Raw genomic sequence first — 24,136 nt, 5'->3', positions numbered from 1 at the left:
GATTTTATATCTATAAAATAGAAACGAGAGCAATTGCTCTCATTTTTGGCTTTTTATTCATTTACATAAATTCTGTTTACTCTTTGTGAGATGCTTGTCAGTATTTCATAAGGGATCGTCTTTGCCCAATCTGCCAGAGTGCTTACAGGTAAATCATTACCAAATACAATGACTTCATCGCCAACTTTCACATTTTCAATGCCTGAAATATCCAGCATGCACATATCCATGCAAACAGAACCGATGATTTTAGCAGGTTGACCATTAACGAGCATGTGCCCGATTCCATTTCCAAAATCACGGAAATAACCGTCGGCATAGCCAATGCTTACTGTCGCAATCTTACTTTCGTGTTTCAATATACCTTTTCGGCTGTAACCGACGGTTTCACCTTTGGGCAATTCCTTTATCTGTGCAATGGTTGTTTTCAATGTGCCGATGTGCCTGAGTTGCGATTGGATTTTATTGCTCCCGTCAAAACCGTACATGCCGATTCCAAGACGCACCATATCATAATATAATTCCGGATGGCGTGTAATTCCGGAAGAATTTACCAGATGCAATAAAGGATTGATCTCTAACGCATCTTTAAGATATTTACTCATTTCATTAAAATGCATAGCCTGCTCTTCGGTAAAACCGTCAAAATCGGCGGCATCACTACCTGCCAGATGACTGAAGATACTTACTACTTTAGATGCATTATTATTTTTTAACTCGGCAATCAAAGCATCCAGTTCATGCTTCATAAAGCCTAACCGGTGCATTCCCGTATCCAATTTGATATGGATAGGGTAGTGTTGCTCATTAAATGCATTTGCAATTTTTAAAAATGATTGCAATGAATCTATACTGAAAATTTCAGGTTCCAGTTTCCAGCTAATCATTCTGTCGAACGCAGCAGCTTCCGGGCTCATAACCATAATTGGTGCCGTAATACCTGCTTTTCGCAATGCTACGCCTTCATCCACATAAGCAACCGTAAGATAATCAATGCCTTCAAACTGTAAGAGGTTTGCTATTTCATAACTACCGCTGCCATAACTGTAAGCTTTTACCATCGCCATTGTTTTAACGCCTTTTGGTAAAAGGTCGCGATATACATTCAGGTTGTGTTGTATGGCAGTAAGATTGATTTCAAGTACGGTTTTGTGGATTTTTTGTTCCAGTAGTTTTTCAATCTTTTCAAAGCGGAAGCTACGCGCACCTTTCAGTAATATAGCTTCGTTTTCAAAAGTAATCATGTGTAGCTTTTTCAATAATTCATCAGTAGATTTAAAGAAAATGCTGCGTAGCTTTTTGTATTTCCTGAATGCTTCTTTGTTCTTATATAAAGCAGGCCCGATGCAAATGATGCGATAAATGTTTTTTTGATGAATAAGGTCGGCAACCTCTTCATACAAATCACGGTCGGGTTTCCCCATTTGCAACATATCAGAAAGTATAACCGTCTTACGCGGATGTTGCCGCTGTTGCTCCAGAAAGTCAAGCGCAATCTGCAAAGAAGTAAGATCTGAATTATAAGTATCATTAATGATGGTGCAGTTATCCATTCCATGCAATAATTGCAAGCGCATTGCAACAGCATGAAGGTGCAGCATTCTTTCTGCAATAACCGCGTCGTCCAATTTTAACAGCAATAAAACACACCAGCAATGAATTGCATCTTCAATATAAGCGTGGTCAATAAACGGAATCGTTATCGTTCTTTCTTTGTCTTCGTAACTGGCTTTGATAACAGAAACATTGTTTTCTCTTTCAATACTATGAATACGCAATGTTGCATCCGACTTTTGCGACCATGTAAACAGTTTCAAAGGATTGTCAGGGTTATTTCTTACCTGATGCGCATATTGAACAATCGATTCATTCAGTTCATGATGATCCTTACAGTAAATGAGTTCTTTTGTTTGCCTGAATAAGGCCAGCTTTTCATTTATTTTCTGGCGTTGATTCATGAAACCTTCGCTATGTGCTTCACCGATATTTGTAAAAATGCCAATATCAGGATGTAGCACTTTTTCTGAATTATTCATCTCTCCCGGTTGCGAAATACCCGCTTCAAATATGCCAAGGTTATGATGTGCCTCAATGCCCCATACAGAAAGAGGTACGCCAATCTGAGAATTATAACTTTTGGGACTTCTTACAATTTTATAATCGGCAGAAAGTAATTGAAACAACCATTCCTTCACAATGGTTTTACCATTGCTACCTGTTATACCAATGATGGGAAAATGATATTGATTCCTGTGATACGCTGCTAATTGCTGTAATGCAGCTACGGTATCATTGACTTTCAAAAAGCTTGCATAGGGGTAAAGACCTTGCTCTATTTTTTCGCTTATTAAAAATACACGGACGCCTTTTTTATAAGCATCTGCAATAAATTGATGTCCATCGCGGTGGCTGCCTCTAATGGCTATAAATAATGCTGTGTCTGCATTTGCAATCTTTCTGCTATCAATAAGTAACTCATCGATTTCTATTGTCTTCGTTTCTTCTGAAATTAATTCAGCCTTAGTTGCCTTCTGTATATCGCTTAATAACATGTTGTCTGAACTTTGATTCTGTGATTACTATGCTTTTGTTGCTTTAATCATTTAACGATAAAGACGCGCAATCGCGCGTCTCTACAATTTTATATCTAACATCTGATGTCCAGCATCTCAATGTTTAATATTCAAATCTTCCGAACTCGCTTTCAATAACCAATCCGTTCTTTTCTGCTGCTTCAACATAGCCGCTGATTTGTGCTTCTATATGAAAGGTTGCAGCTAATTCAACCAATGCGTCTGCTGTTGCTTTATCCGTAAATATTTCAAGCCTCTGGCCCATATTAAAAACCTGATACATTTCTCTCCAGTCTGTTCCTGCAGCTTCCTGTATCATCCTGAAAATAGGTGGCGCCGGCAATAAGTTGTTCTTGGTTATTTTCAGGCCTTGCGGTAAATAATGTAAACATTTTGTTTGTCCGCCACCGCTGCAATGGATGATGCCGTGAATCTTATCGGCATGTTGTTCCAATGCTTTCAATACTAAAGGCGCATAAGTGCGGGTCGGCGAAAGAATCATTTTGCCTGCATCTAAAGGTGTTTCAGTTGCATCGGTCATTTTGAACTTACCATTATATACCACTTCTTTTGGTAAACCAGGGTCAACACTTTCCGGGTACTTAGCAGCATAATCATGATGCAATAACTCATGACGGGCACTGGTCAGACCATTACTGCCGATACCGCTGTTATATTCCGTTTCATAAATAGCTTGTCCATAAGATGCGAAGGAAACAATAACATCACCCGGAGCAATATTATCAGTAGTTACAATCTTTTTACGTGGCATGCGGCAAGCCATTGTACCATCGACAATAATGGTCCTTACCACATCACCAACATCAGCCGTTTCTCCGCCCATAAAATGAACTTCAATACCGTAAGTTTTTAAAGTATCGAAAAATTCCTGAGAACCATTAATGATATCTCCGATAGCTTCGCCCGGAATAAGATGCTTATTGCGGCCAATGGTGGAAGAATAAGTAAAAGGACCGGTTGCGCCTACACAAAGCATGTCATCAATATTCATTACAATAGAATCAATGGCAACACCTTTCCAAACACTTCTGTCTCCGGTTTCTTTCCAATACATATAAGCAAGAATCGACTTGGTTCCTGCCCCGTCAGCATGCATGATATTGCAATAGTCTTCATCATTACCCCAATAATCAGGATATATTTTACAAAAGGCTTTTGGATACAGTCCTTTGTCTAACTTTGCCACGGCTTTGTGAACTTCTTCTTTTTGTGCGGATACGCCTCTGAGGGCATAGCGGTCTTGAGGATTCATGCAAAAATTATATTGGAGTGCAAAGGTAAGATTTTAAGTTTATTAGTCGATAGTGGTTAGTTCTTGGTATTTTATAATATTTGGTTTTTTTCGTTCAGATTGATAATCGATTAATTCCACATTATTCAATATTAATACCTGTTACTATTTGCTAACGACTAACCACTAACAACTAAAGACTAATAATGACTCAGATTTTCCCGCTTTCAGAAGGAACTTTTACGATTGGACATGATAAAATTTTCCGTCCTTTTAACCAGACGAATGATGAGCTGAATGACAGGCCTACGGGCTCTTTGCTTGTAGAAGTACAGCCCTTTGTTATTGTAAACGATAAAGATATTATTCTACTCGATACAGGTTTGGGCTTCAATAACCCTGATGGCGTTGCGCATTTGCCTGACAATTTAAAAAAGCACAATATTCATCCTGAAGATGTAACCAAGATTTTGCTCTCTCATTTGCATAAGGACCATGCAGGCGGTATTGATATCAATTTATTTCCGAATGCAACATTTTATATTTATCAGAATGAAATGGATTTCGCAATTCAGACGGGTTATCCATCCTATTATGTGGAAGAATTATTGCCCCTTAAAACCTGCAATCGTGTAAACTGGCTGAATGGAGAGAATGGTACGATTGACGGATATATTCATTACGAACATACAAATGGCCATTGTCCGCAACATATTGTTTTTAAAATTGAATCTGAAACCGGTATTATATTTTATGGGGGAGATGAAGCGCCGCAGTACAAGCAAATGAAAATGAAATATGTCGCTAAATATGATTTTGACGGTAAAAAAGCAATGCAGCTGCGTGAAGAATGGGCCTTGGAAGGCGCAAGGGAAGGTTGGCAATTTTTGTTTTATCATGATGTAAAAACTCCCATTGCAAAAATGTTGTAAGTTTTTGCTTTGAAATCAAATGAAGTATTTTCAATTTCGTGAAAATACTCTCCCTTTAAATTCTGAAAATGGAAATTTATTCTGTCGGATTTTCGATTGGTACAATAGGCTTTATTATTGTTTACTGTTTTTTTGTCAAGACCCTGATGGACCTTATGCTTAATGTTCAGTACGGCAACAGGCAAATCCAGCCGGGCATTGTCTGGATACTGTTATTGCATTTCGTGACTACGATTATCGAAATCCCTTTTAATTTAGGATGGTTGAGTTATGAATATTTTTCTTTGTTAAATATTCTCAGAAATGGTGTCACTGCATTTATGTCAATAATTCAGTTTTATTTGTTTGTAAAAATTGCAAACTCAGTATCACTCGAATATGATAACAGAGGTATCTATTATGAACATAAGCCGACTTTTTTGGCTGGGATATGGCTTGCGATCGCCTATGCAAGCATCTTCCTTATAAATTTATTAAGTATCTTTTATCTTTCCATTTTTGCCGTAATCGGCTATTTTATTGCTTTTATTGTTTACTGGTTCCAGGTCTGGCAGGTAAAAAAGAAGTTGAGTAATACTTCAATAAAAATAGAGACCACGGATGAAAATTCTATTTTTAAAGATCTTTAGTAGCTAATTGAGTCTGGAACTAAACCTAAACAGGAATAACTTCTGTAATGAGTTCGTGGCCTGGATTCGGTATCGGATAAAAGCAAGGAACACAGAACCAGGCTTGAATCCATGCTGCCGGTAAATACTCTTAATGATTTAGGAATTTTAAGCCTGGCTTTGAAAAGGCCATTCCTTTTGAAATCTGGCTTTAATAAAATACACTACTGTCCCTATAATTATTACTGTTAATCCGGCAAGCATCATTTCTTTTCCTGTTGCTACAAAAAGCGCTCCCCACATAATAATAGCTAATATTGCAGGTATGGGGAATAAAGGCATTTTATAAGGAAATTCGGATCCTTTCTTTCTGCTCCTTAATAACATAAGTCCGATAGCCTGGCTGATAAACTGAATCAGAATCCGCATGGCTAATATTGCACTTATTACTTCAGATAACTTAAAAAGCATGCTGAATAAAAATGCAATAGCGCCCAATATTAATAAGGAAATATAAGGAAAGCCTTTTGTAGGGTGAAGCCTGGCAAATATTTTGAAAAAAGCGCCATCGGCAGCAGCAGCATAAGGAATGCGGCTGTAGCCTAACGTAGCAGAGAAAACGGATGCAAACGCCACCCATAATATAAAAATGGTGATGATGGTTGCAGCATTGTTACCCATCAGCCTCTCCATGAAAATGCTGATAATAAAATCGTCTTTGTGAACTTCCTGCCAGGGAATAACGCTTGCCACACTTATATTCATTAACAGATACAACGCTGCAATTCCTGCAATGGATAGAAACATACTGCGGGGAATATTGACAGCAGGGTTTTTTATTTCACCACCAAGATGACAGACATTGTAATAGCCTAAATAACTATAAACCGTCTTTACAGACGAAAACCCAATAGCTGTTATAAAAGCATAGTTCAATGAAAGCCCGTCATTGATGTGTTTGATCGGAGAAAGGAAATTTCCATGAACAATACCGCCGCCGATAATCCAGAATAAGGTTATCAAAACGCCGCTCCAAAGCAATACGCTTATTTTTCCGATGTCTTCAATTTTCCGGTAAAGTAAAAGCACAATAAGCACTACGACGCTCCCGCTCACTATTTTTGAAGTGTAAAAATTAAGCGGTAACAAATAGGAGAAATAAGTTGCAAAGCCAATTGCGGCTGAAGCAATGACCAGCGGCGCTTGTATCATGGTTTGCCAGACAAACAGGAAACTCATGTAACGCCCCAATTTGTTTTTGCCATAAGCTTCTTTTAAAAAGTTATAAGAACCGCCTGCTTTAGGAAAAGCAGCGCCCAATTCGCTCCAGACAGTGGCATCCACAAAAGATAAAACAGCGCCGGCAACCCAGGCATACAAAAAGTATGGACCATTCATCATGCTGATTACCATTGGCAATGTAATAAACGGGCCGATACCAACCATGTCTATCATATTAATTGCAGTAGCCTGACTCAGTCCAAGTCTTCTTTCCATTTTATCCCCGATAATTAAGCCATAAAGATTGGTTTTAGTTTTTAGAATTGCAATCGAAACTTTTTATTGCCATACCGACTCAAATCCGGAAGAATTATGGCTTATTTCATTGATATAATTCAATATTATGTTCATCATCTTGATATTAGTTTATTTTTTCTCTAAAAATTTTCTTAATGCTATTGTTTATTCAAAACCTGTCTGTACATTTGTGTTTTCATGGTGATAGGGTTTATAGGGGCTGACTCATTCTTGGGTCGGCTTTCCTTTTTTTACCATTTTTAATTTCATCTGCTGCAATCATTTTCTTAACCGGGAAATGATTTTTTTATTTTATCCTGTATACTTTGTAAAATAATATTCAAAATCTTGTTAATATTCGTATTTTCTCTGTTATCAAATTATCAATTTTTGTTTTTGGGTAGTTTTCGGATCTTTCATAAGCTACTTTTGTTGCAAATAAATGTGCGATGATTACAAAGATTAACGAACTATATCAGGAAGCAATAAATGCAGGAAAGAAGATTTCAGAAATTGTGATTAGTTATATTGCTTATGATCATTTGAAGAGCGAATTGAACAATCGCAAATCAGAGCCCAATTGGCTGGATAAAGTGAAAGTAAAAGATGGTATTGTAGGTGTTCAGCTCGTAGATGAATACGATAGTTGATTCGCAGAACATTTTTGCAAATAATTTAATAGCTATTGCACTGCAATAGCTATTTTCTATTGAATAACTCCAATGCTATAAGTAAATATCATAGTATGTTTTTGTATTTTGTATTTTGTAATTGGTATACCTTTGGTGTCATATTACAAAGCAATGATACCCTTGTACCGCAGGTCTTTTTTGACTGCATTTATTCTCTCTAATTTTAACACATCTCCTCCGTGTTTAATTAAATTCAATTAGCAATTCTCAGGTCCGTAGGTTCAACGACTTTGGCATGATATTTGCTGTAATTCCAATAAAAATCCTTTTAACTGAAATAAGGTAATCATCGCCGCTTTTACAGCCGCGACCTAACTTGTTTTGCAATTTTAAAATCTATATGACAACATTTATGACAGAGCATAGATTGCTCGTAACCCTTCTTGTGATTTTGTTTTTTTCTTTAATTCTGCACAGAATTATTTTACGCTTTTTATTCGGGATGATTATTGTTCCTGAAAATAAAATTGGTCTGGTGACTAAAAAGTTTGTTCTCTTCGGTTCAAATAAATCATTGCCCGACGGTAAAATTATTGCAACCAAAGGTGAAGCCGGTTTTCAGGCCAGAACCCTTGCTCCCGGACTTTATTGGGGAATGTGGGTTTGGCAGTACACTATTGATATGTCGCCGTTCATTGTTATTCCCGAAGGTAAAATAGGACTGATATTGGCAAATGATGGTCAGGAAATACCAACAGGCGCTATATTAGCCAGAAGAGTTAGCAGTGACAATTTTCAGGATGCTGAAATGTTCCTGAATAATAACGGGCAAAAAGGACGTCAGACATCCTATATTACTGCGGGTACGTATCGTATTAACACGTTTGCATTTACTGTTACTATCGCCGATATGGTAAGTATCAGTGAGAACAGAGTAGGTATAGTAACTACTTTAGACGGTCTGCCAATCAGCAAAGGCCAGATTGCGGGTAATAACGTTGAAGGCCATAATAACTTCCAGGATTTTGACGCATTCCTTGAAAATGGCGGTAGCCGTGGATTACAACCTCAGATTATTCTGGCCGGTTCCTATAATATCAATAAATGGGCTGTTCAGATCGAGGAGATACTGATGACGGAAGTGCCTATCGGATACGTGGGTGTTGTTATTTCTTTTATCGGTGATGATGGTGCGGATGTTACAGGTGATACATTCAAACATGGTAATATTGTTTCCAAAGGATTTAAAGGAGTGTGGTATGAACCATTGGGACCAGGTAAATATCCTTTGAACAAATACACCATGAAAATGGAAATCGTGCCGACAACAAATCTGGTGTTGAATTGGGCAAATGCAAGAAGTGAAGCGCATGCTTTGGATAAAAATTTATCTACTATTACCGTTCGTTCAAAAGATGGGTTCCCTTTTAATCTCGACGTTTCTCAAATTATTCATGTGCCTGCAAACGAAGCGCCTAAAGTAATTGCCCGTTTTGGTAGCATGACAAACCTGGTTAGTCAGGTGTTGGAACCAACCATTGGTAACTATTTCCGTAACTCTGCTCAGGATAGTGATGTAATTAGTTTTCTGAGCACACGTAAAGAAAGGCAGGAAAGCGCCAAAGAGCATATCAGGGCTGTGTTGGAAGAATATAATGTAAACGCAGTAGATACTTTGATTGGCGACATTAATCCTCCGGAAGCTCTGATGAAAACATTGACTGACCGTAAAATAGCAGAAGAAGAGCAAAAAACCTATCAGACCCAAAGGATGGCTCAGGAACAAAGACAAGGCATGGCAAAGGAAACAGCCATTGCCGATATGCAAAAGGAAATTGTACAGGCACAACAAAGCGTAGAGATTGCCCAACGTACCGCTGATGCTGCCGTTAAAAAAGCAGAAGGTGAAGCAACAAGCCTGAAATTGAAAGTTGATGCTGAAGCACAGGCAACTAAAATGCGCGCAAATGCTGAAGCCGAAGCTACGAAAGCATTTGCAGCTGCAAAAGCGGAAGCAACTAAATTGAACGCAAGTGCAGATGCAGAACAAATATCCAAAACAGGTTTGGCTGAAGCAGAGAAAATTATGGCAATTGGTAAGAGCACCGCAGAAGCTTATGAATTGCAGGTAAAAGCTATGGGAGACGATAATTTTACCAAATTTAAAGTGACCGAAGAAATAGGTAAAAACGGTATCAAAATAATACCAGACCTGCTTATTTCAGGCAATGGCGGCACAGATGGCGGCCTGAACGGATTGTTAGGGATGCAGTTGATGAAAATGCTTGGAGATAAAAAAGATGATAATAGTTCCCGGAACTAAACTTTGATGGTGGTTTTCGTAAAAGGTGCACTCTTATAAGTGCGCCTTTTATTGCATAGGTGTGACAGAATCATTAATTATATCAGGCAACAGAACAAAGTTGTTTGTTGACGAATAAATTGTTTTAATTTGTTATTGATATATCATCAATTTTTAAAAGAGTGTCAATACCCAACCTTATGGGTGGTTCTGATGTTTACATTTTAGTTTTAATTTTCAAACAGATTTATGATAAGCGACAAACAGGTATTTCAATTATTAGGATTAAGCGTAATAATGTTTTTTAGTCAGTGCGGATTAAATGATAAACCAAAAGAAGACAAAATAGCAACGCAGGAAAAAGCTCCCGGCGCTGATACTTCATCCAAACAGCAATCTGCAGCAAATGAACCGGAGCAACCAAAACCAAGTGAGCATAAATTTACTGCCTATCCTTTAAAAGGTGTTGATACTGCAACTAAGGCTTTTAAAAAGAAGTATTCCGAATCAGAACAATATATTATTCTTGCTTTAAATCGTGTAGATGCAAAGCATATCGGGCGCGCCGATACTTTAATTATCCCTGACAAGATTGATACTGATTTGATGGCATACAGCCCTTTCCCGGCTTATGTTGACATGATTAAAGATATTCCTAAGATCATATTCTTTTCTTACCCGGTGCAGGCTTTTGGAGCTTATGAAAACGGAAAACTTGTGTATTGGGGGCCTTCGAGCATGGGGGCCAAAATTCATCCAACGCCACTTGGCCTTCATTTTACCAATTGGAAAGGAAAGCAGATTATCAGTTCTGTAAACGATGAATGGAAACTGAATTGGAATTTTAATATCGAAAATAAAGAAGGCGTGGGCTGGCATGAATACGATTTACCCGGATATCCTGCATCTCATAGTTGTTTAAGACTGCTGGCAGATCAAGCCAAATGGTTATATGTTTGGGGCGAACAGTGGATACTGGACAAAAAAGGTCAGTTACTGGCAAAAGGTACACCGGTAATAGTTTATGGAGAATATCCCTGGGGACAACGCAGACCATGGAAAAACTTATTGGAAAACCCCGATGCAAATACGATTTCTGAAGGAGATTTAAACACCGTTCTTCAGCCGTTTATGGATGAAATTCAAAAACAGCTATCCATAAGGCAAAATATTTTGCAAACTACAAACACTACAGCGCAGGCAAATGCGAATGATACTTTGAAGTAAGTTCTTGAACTATTTGAATAAAAAAGAAGGATACCGTTGTGGTGTCCTTCTTTTTCATTGATGATTGGGGTTTTAAATCTTTTTGCCTTTAAAAGTGCAACCTGTATTTTCTATATCGCTGGATATAAGATAATTTACTGTAATGGTGCCTTCGGTTTCATCTAAAACTGCAGAACCGCTAAACGTAATCTTGCCGCCGCCCGTTCCTGTTGCGCTTCCGTCAAGATGTAGCTCATTTGCGCTTGTTACCTTTCCTGTAGCTACAAAACTTTTATTATTGATGTTCGAATAGTTTATTGTAAGGTTGTTACTGTTATTTGTTGTTATCGATATGGTGTAATCCTGTTCATCGGTATTACATTGTTCGCTTCCCTTCCATTGGCCTATAAACTTTGACCGCGTCAAAGTTTTGCAGTCTGAGCCTTCATATCCTGTTTCGCAGGATTTTATTTCGTCTTTGCAAGAGCTTAAAAATGTTGTTGTACAGGCAGATAGCAGAAGCAATGCTGCCGCATTTTTGATTGTTTTATTCATGGGTATGGTTTTATTGATAAGAAAAATATTTAATGATCAAGGGTCGTGTAATCGTAAAAATTTATACTTATTTGGAATCTGTTATTTTGGAAAGACTTTTCTTTTTTTGTATTATAAATAATAAAAATATAAAAACGGACTCAATTATGATTGATTGGTTATCTATGGCAAAGGTAAATTAAAGCATGCAGATTCAAGCTAAGGGATAACCCTGATTTGCAGACTGGGATTGCATTTTGAACTGCTTTATATGATGGGATTTATTTCAATCTTTGTAAAAAAATAAGGCATCGTTTACGAACGATGCCTTATTTTTTTATTTCTTTTTCTTTTTTCGTTTGGATAGTTTTTCTGCTTCTTCCGCCTGGTCCAGAAGTAACTGCCAGTTATCGTTAGGCGTTTCTTCCGAAAAGTTTAAGGTTTCAGCATAATCCGTTTTATCAATTTTCATTACGCGGATAGCTTTTCCCATCCATGTTTCAATAGATTCCAGTAAAGGTTTTTCCTCTTCAGAACAAAAGGAAACTGCCTGTCCTTTCTTAACACCACGACCTGTACGGCCTACACGGTGCACATAATTTTCCGGTACATCCGGTAAATCGTAATTCACTACAAAATCTACGTCAGGAATATCAATACCTCTTGCACTTACATCCGTTGCAATCAGTATTTTGAAAAGTCCTTTTTTAAAATCTTTCATTACGGCTAATCTGTCATCCTGTTCCTTGTCGCCATGCATAGTTACTGTTTCTATATTCACACGTTTCATGGCATTGTGTACACGTTCCGCTCTCACTTTTGTCCTTACAAAAACAAGAATCTTTTTGTCGTGTAATTCGCGTACCAACCGCTCCAGAAAAAAACGTTTATCATCCATCTCTACGAATGACACAGAATGGCTTACATTTTTCGAAACAGGATCTTTTGGGGAAATCTGAATACGGATCGGATTTCTTACAACCGAGTTTGCCAAAGCTTTAATAGAATGATCTATAGTTGCAGAGAAAAACAAAGTCTGGTGTCTGGGTGGAATCCTTTTCAGTATATCCTGAATATCTTTTAAAAAACCCTTCGCCAACATATGATCCGCTTCGTCCAAAATCAATGTTGAAACACTGCTCAGGTCAATATGGCCCTGACTATGTAAATCAAACATGCGTCCGGGTGTAGCCACTAAAATATCAACACCTTTTTCTAATTTTTTTATTTGCGCGTCCTGCTCTTCTCCGCCATAAAGACCCATAATGACCAATCTTGTATATTTTCCTATCTGGATAAAAGCTTCTGCAATCTGTACTGCCAGCTCTCTTGTAGGAACCATTACAAGGCATTTTACCTCTTTGCGTTTCTTGATATTATAACGTCTTTGCAATAAATGCAGAATCGGGATAGCAAATGCAGCCGTCTTACCTGTACCCGTTTGGGCAATGGCAAGCACATCTTCACCTTTCAGAATGGATGGAATAGCTTTAAATTGTATGTCCGTAGGACGTTTAAAGTCCAATTCTGCCAAACTTCGTTTAATCTCAGGCTCTATATTATATTGTTCAAATTTCATTTATCGGTATGCAATTGTCTGCAAAGGTAATGTTTCGGTTCCCTTTAATTCAAATTCCGGATATCAAACGCAAAAAGAGTGACAACTTTTCAAAAGTTGTCAACTCTTTTTATCTGTACATTAAGTTTATCTTCTATTCTAAATGCCCGAACTTTCCGTTCTGGTATTCCTGTATCGATTGAATGATTTCATCCTGCGTATTCATTACAAAAGGTCCGTAGCTGGCAATCGGCTCATTAATAGGTTCGCCTGTCATTACCAGCAATGTAGCCCCTTCTGTAGTTTTAATATTAACTGTCTCACCTTCATTACCTAATAATACAAAGCTGAATTCGGCAGCATTTTCACCATTTACAATAGCATTGCCTTCTACTACCAAAATTGCGCCATTGTGATTTGCAGGTACGTCAAACTCAATTTCTCCGCCGCTTTTCAGTTTTATATCCCATAAGTTTACAGGCGTAAAAGTCTTTGCGCTGCCTTTAATGTTCCTGAAATTTCCTGCAATTACATTTACAACACCGCCATCATCCGGAATAGGGTAGTTTTGAATGCTATCGGCTGTTATGGCCTGATAACCCGGTGTTGCAAGTTTATCTTTTGCCGGAAGGTTTACCCAAAGCTGTACCATTTGAAAAGGTCCGCCTTTTAAAGAAAACTCTTTTTCATGATATTCCTTATGTAAGATACCGGAGCCTGCAGTCATCCATTGTACATCACCCGGATGGATGACACCACTATTGCCCGAACTGTCATGATGTGCCACGCTTCCTTTATAGGCAATAGTAACTGTTTCAAAACCTTTATGCGGGTGCACATCAACGCCACGTTGTTTTTCAGACGGTGGTAATTCATTGCTCGGATTAAAATCCAGCATTAAAAACGGACTCATCCTGCGTTGCAGATTATATTCACCGGGAATGTAATTGTACACTTTAAAACCATCTCCCACCATCCCGAATTGTTTAGGATGCTTAAATACTTTTTCTATTTTCCTGTTCATTGTTATTTGTTTTTTTATTTTGTTACAGAGGTTCTTTCATAAATGGAGCTACTGTTGCGACGCTCCTTTTTAGGGTTCCGTCCGCTTTTCAGCTTTTTAATTAAGGTTGATATTGAATCTTGCATGTTTCAAAGCATCGTACACGAAAGAATATTCAGGTCTTTTACTGTCAGCCAATTGATGTAATGCTTCGTTGACTTTATTCCAGATATCTTCTTCATTTGTATCGGAGAATATAATGACATCTTCGGATTGAAATTTAAAAATTTTCTCCAGTCCCTTTTTAATTTCTTCTTCCAACGCCTGTGTGAAGATTACGACATCCTGCGTGTTGCTTTGGTAAAGATTTACAGCATCTTCTTTATCTGTCATTACATGAATCTGCCATTCGTCCGTACTTTGTAATTGTTGGGCAATCGGGGTAATATCCATTTCGTTTTTACCCAGAATCATAATTTGTATTTTATTCATTTTATCCTCCTTAGGACTTTTATAAAAGCAAAATTACCTTCAATTCCGGCCGCCGGCAATAAACCAGGTTAAGATTATATGTAATGAAGCTATTGTCAAAAGCTATGGTATAAAGAAAAGAACCCGTTGAAATATCAACGGGCTTTGGTTTTCATGATAACAGGAAGGGGTGTATTATTGGATGCCAGGATTCCCTCTCAGCATTTCATGTTCCATCCTTTTTTGTTTTGCTACTCTTTTACCTCTGAAAAATAAATAGAGATTTAAAAATAACATGATACCTAAGTAAATACTGAAGCCTCCTATTTTAAAGCTGAGCGTTTCTATGGTTTGCTGCATGTTCAGAAGTTCCTGTCCGATTTTTAAAATGTATAAAGCAAAGCCAATATTGAGTAAATAAAATCCAATCCTGAAAAGCGTATTAGTTGCTATGGCTATTTCTTCCCTGCCGTTAAATATATCTTTCATAAAAACAATACTGTTCTTAAAAAGGCTTCGTGCCACATACCATGTAAGCCCCAGTGCTATGGGTAAATAAATGCAATAAGCTATTACCATGTTATGCGCTATCAATTTTGCGGTTTCGTTGTTCATGATTTTGAAATTTTAAGATTAAGAATGTTGTTTTTTAGAAAGAATGTAGATAAGGAGCATGTTAAAGTAATGTGTGACGGCAAGTATCAATATCAGGATGCCTATTTGTTCCGACAAGGAAGCAATGAGCTGCGGTAAGGAAATTATCTGTTCCCACATTTTTAATTGTAAAAAAGCATAGCCGATATTAAAAAGGTAATAAGCTATCAGCAGAATATTGTTCATAGTATCTGTTGCTTCGACTTCACCTTTAAATAATTTCAGGATGAATACATGGCCATTGCTATGAAACATTTTGCCTACCCATATAATAATATAAAGTGTAATGCTGATGTAAGCGATGTATGCAATAATGTTGTTGTTCATGGCATGTAGTTTTTCTTTGCCGCTTTTCTTTCTCCTTCCTTGCCTTTGCTTGCACAAAGATAAATGTAAATTCCGAATTTTCAAAAAATATTGAAAATTTAATAAAAATAATTTTCGACTTGGTAGACAAGAGTTATCGACTTCAACAAGTTGACAACTCCCCACGCGACATTTTTAGTTGATGTCTCTTTCTGTTTTGCATTTCTGATCACCTATTTTGGCTATAAACTAATTCATACCTTTGCAAATCATTAATCAGCATGGTTTTGAATCAGAAAGTTTTTCTTCTTACACCTCCTTTTACACAGCTTAACACGCCTTATCCTGCCACCGCTTATTTGAAAGGTTTTTTGAATACGCGGCATATTCCGGCTTTTCAGGCTGATATGGGAATGGAAGTCATCCTGGCTTTGTTTAGCAAGCCCGGGATGGAAGCTTTGTTTGATAAAGTTTTAAATTCAGGAGCTAAACTTTCTGCAAATACAAAGCGCATTTGCAACCTGAAAGATGACTATATAAATACTATTGAACCGGTTATTGCTTTTTTACAAAATGAACATCCCACTTTAGCACACCTTATTTGTAACGGTAATTATTTGCCCGAAGCTTCGCGCTTTGATCAAATGGCTGATCTGGAATGGGCGTTCGGGACTATGGGCATCAGGGATAAAGCAAGGCATTTAGCAACACTTTATCTTGAAGATATTTCAGATCTTATTGTAGAAGTAGTTGACCCTCATTTCGGTTTTAGCCGCTATGCTGAGCGATTAGGACGTTCCGCCACTTCATTTGATGAGCTTCATAAGGCTTTGACACAGCCTGATACTTTTATTGATACCATTCACCTTAAAATTTTAGCTGAAAAAATAAAAGCACAGAAGCCAACGTTAGTTGCTATTTCAGCGCCATTCCCGGGTAATTTGTATAGCGCCTTCAAATGCGGGCAATGGATAAAGAAGCACCATCCTGAAATTAAAGTTTGCTTAGGTGGCGGCTATGCCAATACCGAATTGCGTTCTGTTTCAGATGTGCGTGTTTTTGATTTTATAGATTTTATTACACTGGATGATGGCGAAGTACCCATTTTACATTTGCTGGAATTTCTTTCAGGCAAAAGGCCGGTGGAATTACTAAAGCGTACTTTTCTTTTAGAACAAGGCGAAGTTGTATATCATAATGGTTCCATTCAGCCTGACTATAAGCAAAAGGATGTCGGCACGCCTGATTATTCCGATTTACTTTTAGACAAATATTTGTCGGTTATTGAAATTGCCAACCCGATGCATCGTCTCTGGAGTGACGGTCGATGGAACAAATTGACGCTGGCGCATGGTTGTTATTGGGGTAAATGTACTTTTTGCGATATTTCCCTTGATTATATAAAAACCTACGAAGCAACAACCGCAAATGTATTGGTGGACCGCATGGAAACCATCATGCAGCAGACGGGCCAATCGGGGTTTCATTTTGTGGATGAAGCGGCTCCGCCCGCATTAATGCGCGAAGTTGCCCTGGAAATTTTGCGCCGGAAGCTGACGGTTGTCTGGTGGACCAATATCCGTTTTGAGAAGAGCTTTACGCGCGATTTGTGTCAATTGCTTGCAGCTTCGGGCTGTATTGCCATTTCCGGTGGTTTGGAAGTGGCTTCCGACCGCTTATTGAAGTTAATTGATAAAGGTGTTACGGTAGAACAAGTGGCGCGTGTAGCAGCTCATTTCACAGAAGCGGGTATTATGGTACACGCTTACCTGATGTACGGCTTTCCGACGCAGTCAGCGCAGGAAACAATCGATGCTTTGGAAGTAGTGCGTCAGTTATTTGAAACCGGCGTAGTACAAAGCGGCTTCTGGCATCAGTTTGCCATGACGGCACATAGCCCTGTCGGCATGAATCCTGATAAGTTTAAAGTAAAGCGTGTTTCTGAAATAACGGGAACGTTTGCCAATAATGATTTGGAACATACAGATCCTGCAGCGAATCATGATAAATTCAGTGCAGGATTGAAGAAATCATTGTTTAATTATATGCACGGTATCTGTTTCGATTTTCCGTTGCAGGATTGGTTTGACTTTAAAGTGCCGCAAACAAAAGTCAGCCCTGATTACATTGAGCTTGCTTTGAGTAACGACCCAGAAAGAGTAGGGAAGCCTTCGGCAAAAGTTATATGGATGGGTGCTGCGGCCAGCGTAGATGTTCAACAACGTAATAAAAAAGGACGCAGTTTTACTACTTCACAAATTATCATTATTAATAAAAGAGAAGAAGTGAAAATCAGGATGGATGTGCCGGAAGCTGAATGGATGGCTTCGTGGTTATCGAGATTGAAACCTGATAATGCTTCAAGTTTCACTTTGTCTGACTTGAAAAAAGATTTTGAAGAAAAATCAATAGGTGACTTTGATTCATTTTTTCAAAGCCCGGAAATGGATGAGTTAAGACAAGTGGGATTACTATTGTTGTAAAACCGGATTAAAAATAAAAACCCGCAATCTCAAGGAGGTGCGGGTTTTTTAATTAAAGGTTGCAGACTAAATTAAGCTTCTGTTTCTTTGTTTTTAAGAGCAGTTACTTCGTTGCGGATTTCCTGAGCCAAAGCTTTGATTTCCTGCATACCACCACGAACACGTGTTCCGGCAGCTTTGCTTCCTTTGTTGTAAAATTTGTCAGCATCTGCTTCGATTGTAGCAAGAAGCTCTTTTAGTTGATTAAATTTTTCCATTGTATTGTTTTTGTGTTGCAAATATATATTTCTTGCGCAAAAAGCAAAGAAATTTAATTTTCCACATCGTTTGAATGTTTAAGCAGGATTTTGTATATAGTAATGTCCAACATTTCCTTATTCCTTTTGTTGATTAATCAGTAACTAAAATCAAAGGCCATGTTATTGAACAAAGAGATAGAAAAGCTAATTTATAAAGATTTGACTAATAACATTGAGAATGAAAATTGGGTTGACCATTTTTATGACTTATGGCTTGAGCGGTATCATGCTATGGATATTGTGCGCTCTTCAAGCGATGTGATCAAGCTAAGCCGGAACGTTCTTTTAAAATTAATTAAAGATTATGATTTTGACGAGCTTCATCTGTTTAAAATCTATGAAAGTGCCAATGTTTTTGCATTATTGAAAGAACAAGGCAATAATAACTGGACTTACCAATTTTTTGTTATTTATAAAAATAAGCCCGAGGAAATCAGCGCAAGCCTTCAGACTGTAGAAGAAATCAAAGCTTATTTTAATGAGCAGGAGCCGACTTTGGAAATCCCTTTGCCGCGCGACAGAAAATATGTAGAATAGATTTCGGAATTGTTATTATTAAACATTTCCGGTGAATTGCTTTTTTGTTAGCTTAAATTTACAGAACAATCAGATAGTTAATGTTAACAGCAACTATCCATTTCACTATCAAACATTAAAAACTTAGAAAACAATGAAACGTAAAGCATCAGCCGTATGGAACGGCACCATTATGGAAGGTAAAGGTTCCATCAGTACACAAAGTACAGTTCTTAACAATGCTCAATATTCATTTAAAACACGTTTTGCGGACGGGGTAGGTACAAACCCTGAGGAATTAATTGCCGCTGCACATGCGGGCTGTTTTACCATGCAGCTTTCTGCAAATATCGGTGAAGCAGGCTTTACGCCCGAATCTTTGGAAACTTCCTGTGAAGTTACTTTTGAAAATGGCTCTGTTACCAAGTCACATTTAACGGTTCACGCAAAAGTGGATGGTTTAGAACAAAGCAAATTTGATGAATTGGTGGCACATGCTGAAAAGAATTGCCCGATATCGAAGTTATTGAACACTGAAATATCTGTTGATTCCAGTTTGAATTAATAAATCTGTTTTCCCGAAAGGAAAGGGCATTATTTAAAATAAATAATGTCCTTTCCTTTTTTTAGGCCCTTGTGTAACTTTTGAAAATACAAATTAATTTATTGCAAAAGTAAATATTTGATTAAATTATGCATAATTTAACATTTTTTGTTTTTCAATTAATATTTTCTACAAATTATAAGGCATTATTTATTAGAACATTTTGATAGTTAAAATTGATACAAATCTTATTTATTTTAACTTGTTTGATGCATACTTTTTTCTAACTCACTCTTTTTCAAATGTTTGGCACGATTATTGTACTAATGTAAGTATTGGTGCCATAATTTTGGTGTTTGGTTTAAATGGCTTCCCTTTTCTAAGGGAGGCTTTTTTATTTTCAGCAGAAATTCAGCAAAGTTTTTATTTTTTTGTCTTCATTGCCCAGATTAATAAGGCATTTTTAGTTTGCGGTATATTTAGTTTTTTGATTATATGGCTGCGATGTGTTTCCACCGTTTTTTCTGAAATGAAAAGGAGTGCTGCTATTTCTTTAGTTGACTTCTGCTCGGCAACCAATTCAAGTATTTTGCGTTCAGCAAAAGTCAGATCCTGTAAATTCGGATTTTCATCATCGTTATGCTGAATAGTTAGTTTTTGGTTTAAGTGTGTAGAGAAGTAAGTATTGCCTTTCATGACTTCAAGAATGCATTTTTCTAACTCCTCCAGCGCAAAGTCTTTTAACAGGTAACCTTTTACATCCAGTTCTCTTGCTCTGTTAAACAAAGAGACATCATTGTGCATGGTCAATAATACACACTTGACAACATAGTTATTGGTTTTTAATTTTGCTAAAATGTCTATTCCGCTAAGGCCCGGCATGCTCATGTCGAGTAAAGCGATATCAGGTTTTTTGGTAATGATTTGATTATAAGCTTCCAGGCCATTTTCACAAGCCATTATTACCTCAAAGCCCTTTTGTTCCAGAAAAGATTTTGTGCCGAATAACACCACAGGATGATCGTCGGCAATTATGATTTTAACCATTAATTTTTGGTATTTCGATTTTGATTTTGGTTCCTGAAGTAGAAGATGAAATGCTGGTTTTGCCATTTAATGCTTTACTTCTTTCTTTCAGATTTAATAACCCAAAAGAATTTTTACTGTTCATGGCCGCTTCCACGTCAAAGCCATTTCCATTATCTATAATTTCTGCAACTACGTATTTGGCATTTTCATTGATGGTTACTTTGGCAGCTTGTGCCTGCGAATATTTGATAATGTTATTCAGTGCTTCCTGAATCATTCTGAACATTTGCAGTTCGCCGTTTTTATCAAGGCTGTTATTGTAATCTATTTCAGAAGAAATGAAGATCATATTGGCCTCCATTAATTGATTGCAGATATGTTCCACACTTGCCTTCAAGCCTATTTTTTCCAGCATAACCGGATGCAGGTCGCGCGATATAAGCCTGATTTCATTAATAATTGCGTCAATTCTTTGTTTGTGTGCCTGGTTTTCATTAGGCATCTGATTTTTTAAAATCATCAGTTCCTGGCTTACGCCATCATGCAGATCGCGGGCAATACGGATACGTTCCTCTTCTGTATTTTCCATTAGCTTGCGGGTAAATTGTTGTTGCAGATCGGCTTCTCTCTTATTGCGTTTCAATTTCTGGCGTGCGAAAAATAATGCAGTTGACAATGCCAATACAAGCAATACGGCAATTAACAGACCCGTGATTGCCCTTTGTTTTTTTATTTCCCTTTGCTGCACTTCAATCTTCAGTTGCTTTTTCTGGGTTTCATATTTGGCATCCATTTCAGCAACGTACTGTTGGTTCTCTTCATCTGCTATCAGGCTCTTCAGCGAATCGTAGGTTATAAAATGCCTTAAAGATTGATGATAGTCATCCTGCATGAAGTAAATATGATAAAGCGCATAATTCACATTACTTAGCCCTTGGTAATCGTTGTTTTTACTATACTCATCCAGATAACCCTTTATGATTTTCAGTTCGGGTTCCACAGATCTTACTTTAGCAAATGCAGGGGCAGAAGACATAATGTAAAATCTTTCATGATCTTCATTCTTAAGCGCCGCCAGTTGTTCTTTTGCTTTGCTGTAATAATAGGCTGCACTATCATATCTTGAAAGGCCGAGATTGATGCCTCCGATATTAGTGTATAAGGAGAAAGCTATGTTAGGATTTACGACGCCTTTGTTTTCAACCAGATCAATGCCCAGTAAGAAATAATGTATGGCCGAATCATAATCTCTCAGGAGCCCGTATTCTGTTCCTACGCCAATGTAACCATAGATCAGGTTATTGTAATCCTTTTTATTAAGGAAGTACTTTAGCACTTCTTTCTTTATCTCAGCCGCTTTTTTGTATTCACGCATTCTGGAATACACCGTAGAATAGTTGGATAAATTGGACATCAAGGCAGAACTGTCTTTTTGTTTTTCTGCAATTTCTATAGCTTTAAGGTAATACCTTGCCGCTTCTTTCAGGTTGGATTGTTCAACGCTTAGTTCGCCATTAATGGAATAATATACTTTCTTAACAGAATCATTCATTTCCGGAAAGTACCTCGTAGCTCTTTCAAGATAAGGAACCGCTTTTTCTTTGTCCTGCAGGCCATACAGATAATACGTAGTGATGCGCAATAAAGCAATGCTCCTGTCCTGAACGGAAATGTTTTTTTCTTCTGCTATCTTATTGAGGAAGGGTATGATGACCGTATCATAAGTTTGGTAGGAATAAACAACGGTAAACAAATCATTAATAACAGGTTGAGCAATATTACTATGGCAGGCTTCGTCTATGGAATCATATAATCGCATGGTTTTGTAAACATCTTTCAATGTTACCACCTGTTGTGTAGATATTTTTTTGTATTCGGTAATGCATTGTGATTTGTTTCCTTTAGGATTACCACAGCCGGTAATTATCAAAAGGAAAAGGAACGCAAAGAGATTGCGCCCGAAACACCAATCTGACTGCATAATTTGGAAAAGGTTTGGTTATTGGACTACAAACTTATTGCCAAATCATGGAATAATCAATTTTGTTTAGTGATTTTATTGTGTATTTTAGGCATGTATGGGTTGCTTACAATCTTTTATTTAACCCAATCATTTATTTTATATTTCAAACAATAATGTTTGTCGCATTTTCGTGGCGGGCTGCAACTTTATATTGTTTGAAGTATATGAATGGCCGATTTCCTGTAAGGCCATCGGGGCGTATCTTGAAGCAATCGTTACGTTTACGTTCGTGGCTTTGCGACGGAAGATTTCCAGTGCGATATCAGGGTGGTTATTATCTGCAGAAAGATGCGATAAAAACAGATGGCTTAAATGCGGAGCATTGCAGATGTCGAATAACTCAAATGCCTGTTTATTGGACAAGTGTCCCCAGCCATTGCTGATTCTTTGTTTAAGATGGTAAGGATACCTACCTTTTTCCAACATTTCTTCATCATAGTTTGCTTCAAGGAAAGCTGCATGACACCTATTGTAATAGTGTTTCAACTGATCGCAAACCCGGCCTAAATCGGTAAATACACCTATAGTTACTTCGTTGTAGGTAACAATAAAGCTATGCGCATCAGCAGCATCATGATATTTTGAAAAGGGGGTAACATGTAAATCTCCCACCTCAACAATTTCCCCTGTTTGAAATGGAACAGTAAGTACAGGATTCAGTTTTTTTAGCCTGGAATGCGATAAAGTTTTAGGCGTTATGTAAACAGGTATTTTGTATTTATGAGAGATAACCTCCACCCCTTTAATATGATCGCCATGTTCATGCGAAATAAAAATAGCCCTGACTTTCTTAATGTCCAGATCCAATTGCCGCATGCGTTTCTCTGTTTCACGGCAAGTAAGGCCTGCATCAATCAAAACTGCTTCCTTATCATTGCCGATATAATAACAGTTTCCATTGCTCCCCGAATTCAGAGATGTAACCCATACGCTCATAGCTGCAAAGTAAATTAAAAAAAAGTAGAGAATTATAATGAAAAGATATTTCTGAATTTCTCAATCTTTTTTGGCTAATTTACAAACGGTTAATTTTACTTCCATTGCTTTTTACTAAGCCTTGTTCTTTTTAATACATAAGTTATAGTGTCTCCATTTTTAGGCAAAAATAAAATTCCATTTCTTTTTGCGACAATTAGCTTATCTGTCATTGTTTCAGGAATAATAGTTTCAGGATCCTTTACGAATATCTCAACATAATTTGCACCGGGATGATTTATTGTAATTTTTTCAATTATCGGAGAATAAATTATTGAATAAAATGACACGTGTTGAACTTCCTTTGTTTTAAAAATACAAATGCCATTATTATCAGTCAACTGTCCTTGCTTGTCATCATCAATATAAACATATTCGTCTGAAAAAGGTCCAAAGTAGTTTTGGATTTTTATTATTACAGAGTCGTTATAAGATTGAAGCTTTTTCGCTTTGAAATATGTTTTTGGGATATTAGGTTGTTTATAGGAGTTCAGCATTAGTGTGTCTCCACCAAGACGCTTCCATGTTCCCTTAATTGTATTACCTCCTCCTATATCTAAAAAGACATAATACTCGAATTCATTATTTTGTCTTAATTCAAGTTGAGAACAGACGAAATAACCCTTTTCGCATTTTCCATATAAACGGACCTTTTGATTAAAGGCATAACATGAACTAAGAAATAATGTTATGATGCCGAATAAAATCACTCTCATTT

General features: G+C 37.4%; 22 protein-coding genes. 8 read left to right on the top strand and 14 right to left on the bottom strand.

The genetic code is table 11. The features are described from left to right. Window positions 1–53: 53 nt before the first annotated feature. On the bottom strand, window positions 54–2,552 hold the full coding sequence (locus F0919_RS01520) for a bifunctional UDP-N-acetylmuramoyl-tripeptide:D-alanyl-D-alanine ligase/alanine racemase (RefSeq protein WP_150030945.1): 2,499 nt from the start codon (window positions 2,550–2,552) through the stop codon (window positions 54–56). Between the two features lie 124 nt (window positions 2,553–2,676). Beyond that, a complete protein-coding gene (locus F0919_RS01515) occupies window positions 2,677–3,846 on the bottom strand; it encodes an AIR synthase-related protein (protein ID WP_150030944.1) in 1,170 nt (389 codons plus the stop codon). A 185-nt stretch (window positions 3,847–4,031) separates the two neighbouring features. On the opposite strand from F0919_RS01515, the gene F0919_RS01510 reads away from it, so the two are divergent. Further along, the gene (locus tag F0919_RS01510) at window positions 4,032–4,757 is read left to right on the top strand and encodes an MBL fold metallo-hydrolase (RefSeq protein ID WP_150030943.1); all 726 of its coding nucleotides are present in this window, start codon (window positions 4,032–4,034) and stop codon (window positions 4,755–4,757) included. Window positions 4,758–4,825: 68 nt separating this feature from the next. Then, window positions 4,826–5,386: a hypothetical protein gene (locus F0919_RS01505; RefSeq protein WP_150030942.1), complete on the top strand. Its 561-nt coding sequence runs from the start codon at window positions 4,826–4,828 to the stop codon at window positions 5,384–5,386. Between the two features lie 147 nt (window positions 5,387–5,533). On the opposite strand, the gene F0919_RS01500 is transcribed toward F0919_RS01505, so the two are convergent. Further along, window positions 5,534–6,862 (bottom strand): APC family permease, encoded by a 1,329-nt coding sequence (locus tag F0919_RS01500; RefSeq protein ID WP_150030941.1) that lies wholly within the window; start codon window positions 6,860–6,862, stop codon window positions 5,534–5,536. Between the two features lie 470 nt (window positions 6,863–7,332). Here F0919_RS01500 and F0919_RS01495 point away from each other — a divergent pair, with 470 nt between their 5' ends. The 3 genes from F0919_RS01495 to F0919_RS01485 all read left to right on the top strand — a co-directional run bounded on the left by F0919_RS01495 (window position 7,333) and on the right by F0919_RS01485 (window position 11,044). Beyond that, window positions 7,333–7,533, top strand: a complete 201-nt coding sequence (locus F0919_RS01495) for a hypothetical protein (protein ID WP_150030940.1) — start codon at window positions 7,333–7,335, stop codon at window positions 7,531–7,533. Between the two features lie 517 nt (window positions 7,534–8,050). Next, a complete protein-coding gene (locus F0919_RS01490; RefSeq protein ID WP_235903435.1) occupies window positions 8,051–9,838 on the top strand; it encodes an SPFH domain-containing protein in 1,788 nt (595 codons plus the stop codon). A gap of 228 nt (window positions 9,839–10,066) precedes the next feature. Further along, window positions 10,067–11,044 (top strand): L,D-transpeptidase, encoded by a 978-nt coding sequence (locus F0919_RS01485; protein ID WP_150030938.1) that lies wholly within the window; start codon window positions 10,067–10,069, stop codon window positions 11,042–11,044. Between the two features lie 72 nt (window positions 11,045–11,116). Here the strand turns inward: F0919_RS01485 and F0919_RS01480 are convergent, their stop codons facing one another. The 6 genes from F0919_RS01480 to F0919_RS01455 form a co-directional block, all read right to left on the bottom strand. Beyond that, a complete protein-coding gene (locus tag F0919_RS01480) occupies window positions 11,117–11,578 on the bottom strand; it encodes a hypothetical protein (protein WP_150030937.1) in 462 nt (153 codons plus the stop codon). Window positions 11,579–11,894: 316 nt separating this feature from the next. Further along, window positions 11,895–13,136 (bottom strand): DEAD/DEAH box helicase, encoded by a 1,242-nt coding sequence (locus F0919_RS01475; protein ID WP_150030936.1) that lies wholly within the window; start codon window positions 13,134–13,136, stop codon window positions 11,895–11,897. Window positions 13,137–13,269: 133 nt separating this feature from the next. Beyond that, window positions 13,270–14,139 carry a pirin family protein gene (locus F0919_RS01470; protein WP_150030935.1) on the bottom strand — a complete coding sequence of 290 codons (870 nt, stop codon included), beginning with the start codon at window positions 14,137–14,139 and terminating at the stop codon, window positions 13,270–13,272. 96 nt (window positions 14,140–14,235) lie between these two features. After that, window positions 14,236–14,610, bottom strand: a complete 375-nt coding sequence (locus F0919_RS01465) for a hypothetical protein (RefSeq protein ID WP_150030934.1) — start codon at window positions 14,608–14,610, stop codon at window positions 14,236–14,238. A 174-nt stretch (window positions 14,611–14,784) separates the two neighbouring features. After that, window positions 14,785–15,204, bottom strand: a complete 420-nt coding sequence (locus F0919_RS01460; RefSeq protein ID WP_190277225.1) for a hypothetical protein — start codon at window positions 15,202–15,204, stop codon at window positions 14,785–14,787. Window positions 15,205–15,222: 18 nt separating this feature from the next. Then, the gene (locus F0919_RS01455) at window positions 15,223–15,570 is read right to left on the bottom strand and encodes a hypothetical protein (RefSeq protein WP_150030933.1); all 348 of its coding nucleotides are present in this window, start codon (window positions 15,568–15,570) and stop codon (window positions 15,223–15,225) included. A gap of 260 nt (window positions 15,571–15,830) precedes the next feature. Here F0919_RS01455 and F0919_RS01450 point away from each other — a divergent pair, with 260 nt between their 5' ends. After that, window positions 15,831–18,032 (top strand): B12-binding domain-containing radical SAM protein, encoded by a 2,202-nt coding sequence (locus F0919_RS01450; RefSeq protein ID WP_150030932.1) that lies wholly within the window; start codon window positions 15,831–15,833, stop codon window positions 18,030–18,032. A gap of 71 nt (window positions 18,033–18,103) precedes the next feature. Here the strand turns inward: F0919_RS01450 and F0919_RS01445 are convergent, their stop codons facing one another. Beyond that, window positions 18,104–18,289 carry a histone H1 gene (locus F0919_RS01445; RefSeq protein WP_150030931.1) on the bottom strand — a complete coding sequence of 62 codons (186 nt, stop codon included), beginning with the start codon at window positions 18,287–18,289 and terminating at the stop codon, window positions 18,104–18,106. A 159-nt stretch (window positions 18,290–18,448) separates the two neighbouring features. Here F0919_RS01445 and F0919_RS01440 point away from each other — a divergent pair, with 159 nt between their 5' ends. Continuing rightward, window positions 18,449–18,868 (top strand): hypothetical protein, encoded by a 420-nt coding sequence (locus tag F0919_RS01440; protein ID WP_150030930.1) that lies wholly within the window; start codon window positions 18,449–18,451, stop codon window positions 18,866–18,868. A 133-nt stretch (window positions 18,869–19,001) separates the two neighbouring features. Continuing rightward, entirely contained in the window at window positions 19,002–19,412 is a 411-nt protein-coding gene (locus tag F0919_RS01435; RefSeq protein WP_150030929.1) for an OsmC family protein, read from the top strand. 402 nt (window positions 19,413–19,814) lie between these two features. Here F0919_RS01435 and F0919_RS01430 read toward each other — a convergent pair whose 3' ends face one another. From F0919_RS01430 to F0919_RS01415, 4 genes are all read right to left on the bottom strand, one after another. Then, window positions 19,815–20,438: a response regulator gene (locus tag F0919_RS01430; protein ID WP_190277224.1), complete on the bottom strand. Its 624-nt coding sequence runs from the start codon at window positions 20,436–20,438 to the stop codon at window positions 19,815–19,817. Then, complete coding sequence (locus F0919_RS01425) at window positions 20,431–22,401, bottom strand: tetratricopeptide repeat-containing sensor histidine kinase (protein WP_150030927.1); 1,971 nt, start codon at window positions 22,399–22,401, stop codon at window positions 20,431–20,433. Before F0919_RS01425 ends, F0919_RS01430 begins: the two co-directional genes overlap by 8 nt. 138 nt (window positions 22,402–22,539) lie before the next feature. Then, on the bottom strand, window positions 22,540–23,379 hold the full coding sequence (locus F0919_RS01420) for an MBL fold metallo-hydrolase (RefSeq protein ID WP_150030926.1): 840 nt from the start codon (window positions 23,377–23,379) through the stop codon (window positions 22,540–22,542). A gap of 95 nt (window positions 23,380–23,474) precedes the next feature. Continuing rightward, window positions 23,475–24,134: a hypothetical protein gene (locus F0919_RS01415; protein ID WP_150030925.1), complete on the bottom strand. Its 660-nt coding sequence runs from the start codon at window positions 24,132–24,134 to the stop codon at window positions 23,475–23,477. Window positions 24,135–24,136: the final 2 nt, after the last annotated feature.

Origin of the sequence: Taibaiella lutea (assembly GCF_008629695.1) — a bacterium.
Lineage (GTDB): Bacteria > Bacteroidota > Bacteroidia > Chitinophagales > Chitinophagaceae > Taibaiella > Taibaiella lutea.
The sequence above is the reverse complement of the archived record's forward strand: the minus strand, read 5'-3'. Positions and strand labels throughout refer to the sequence as shown.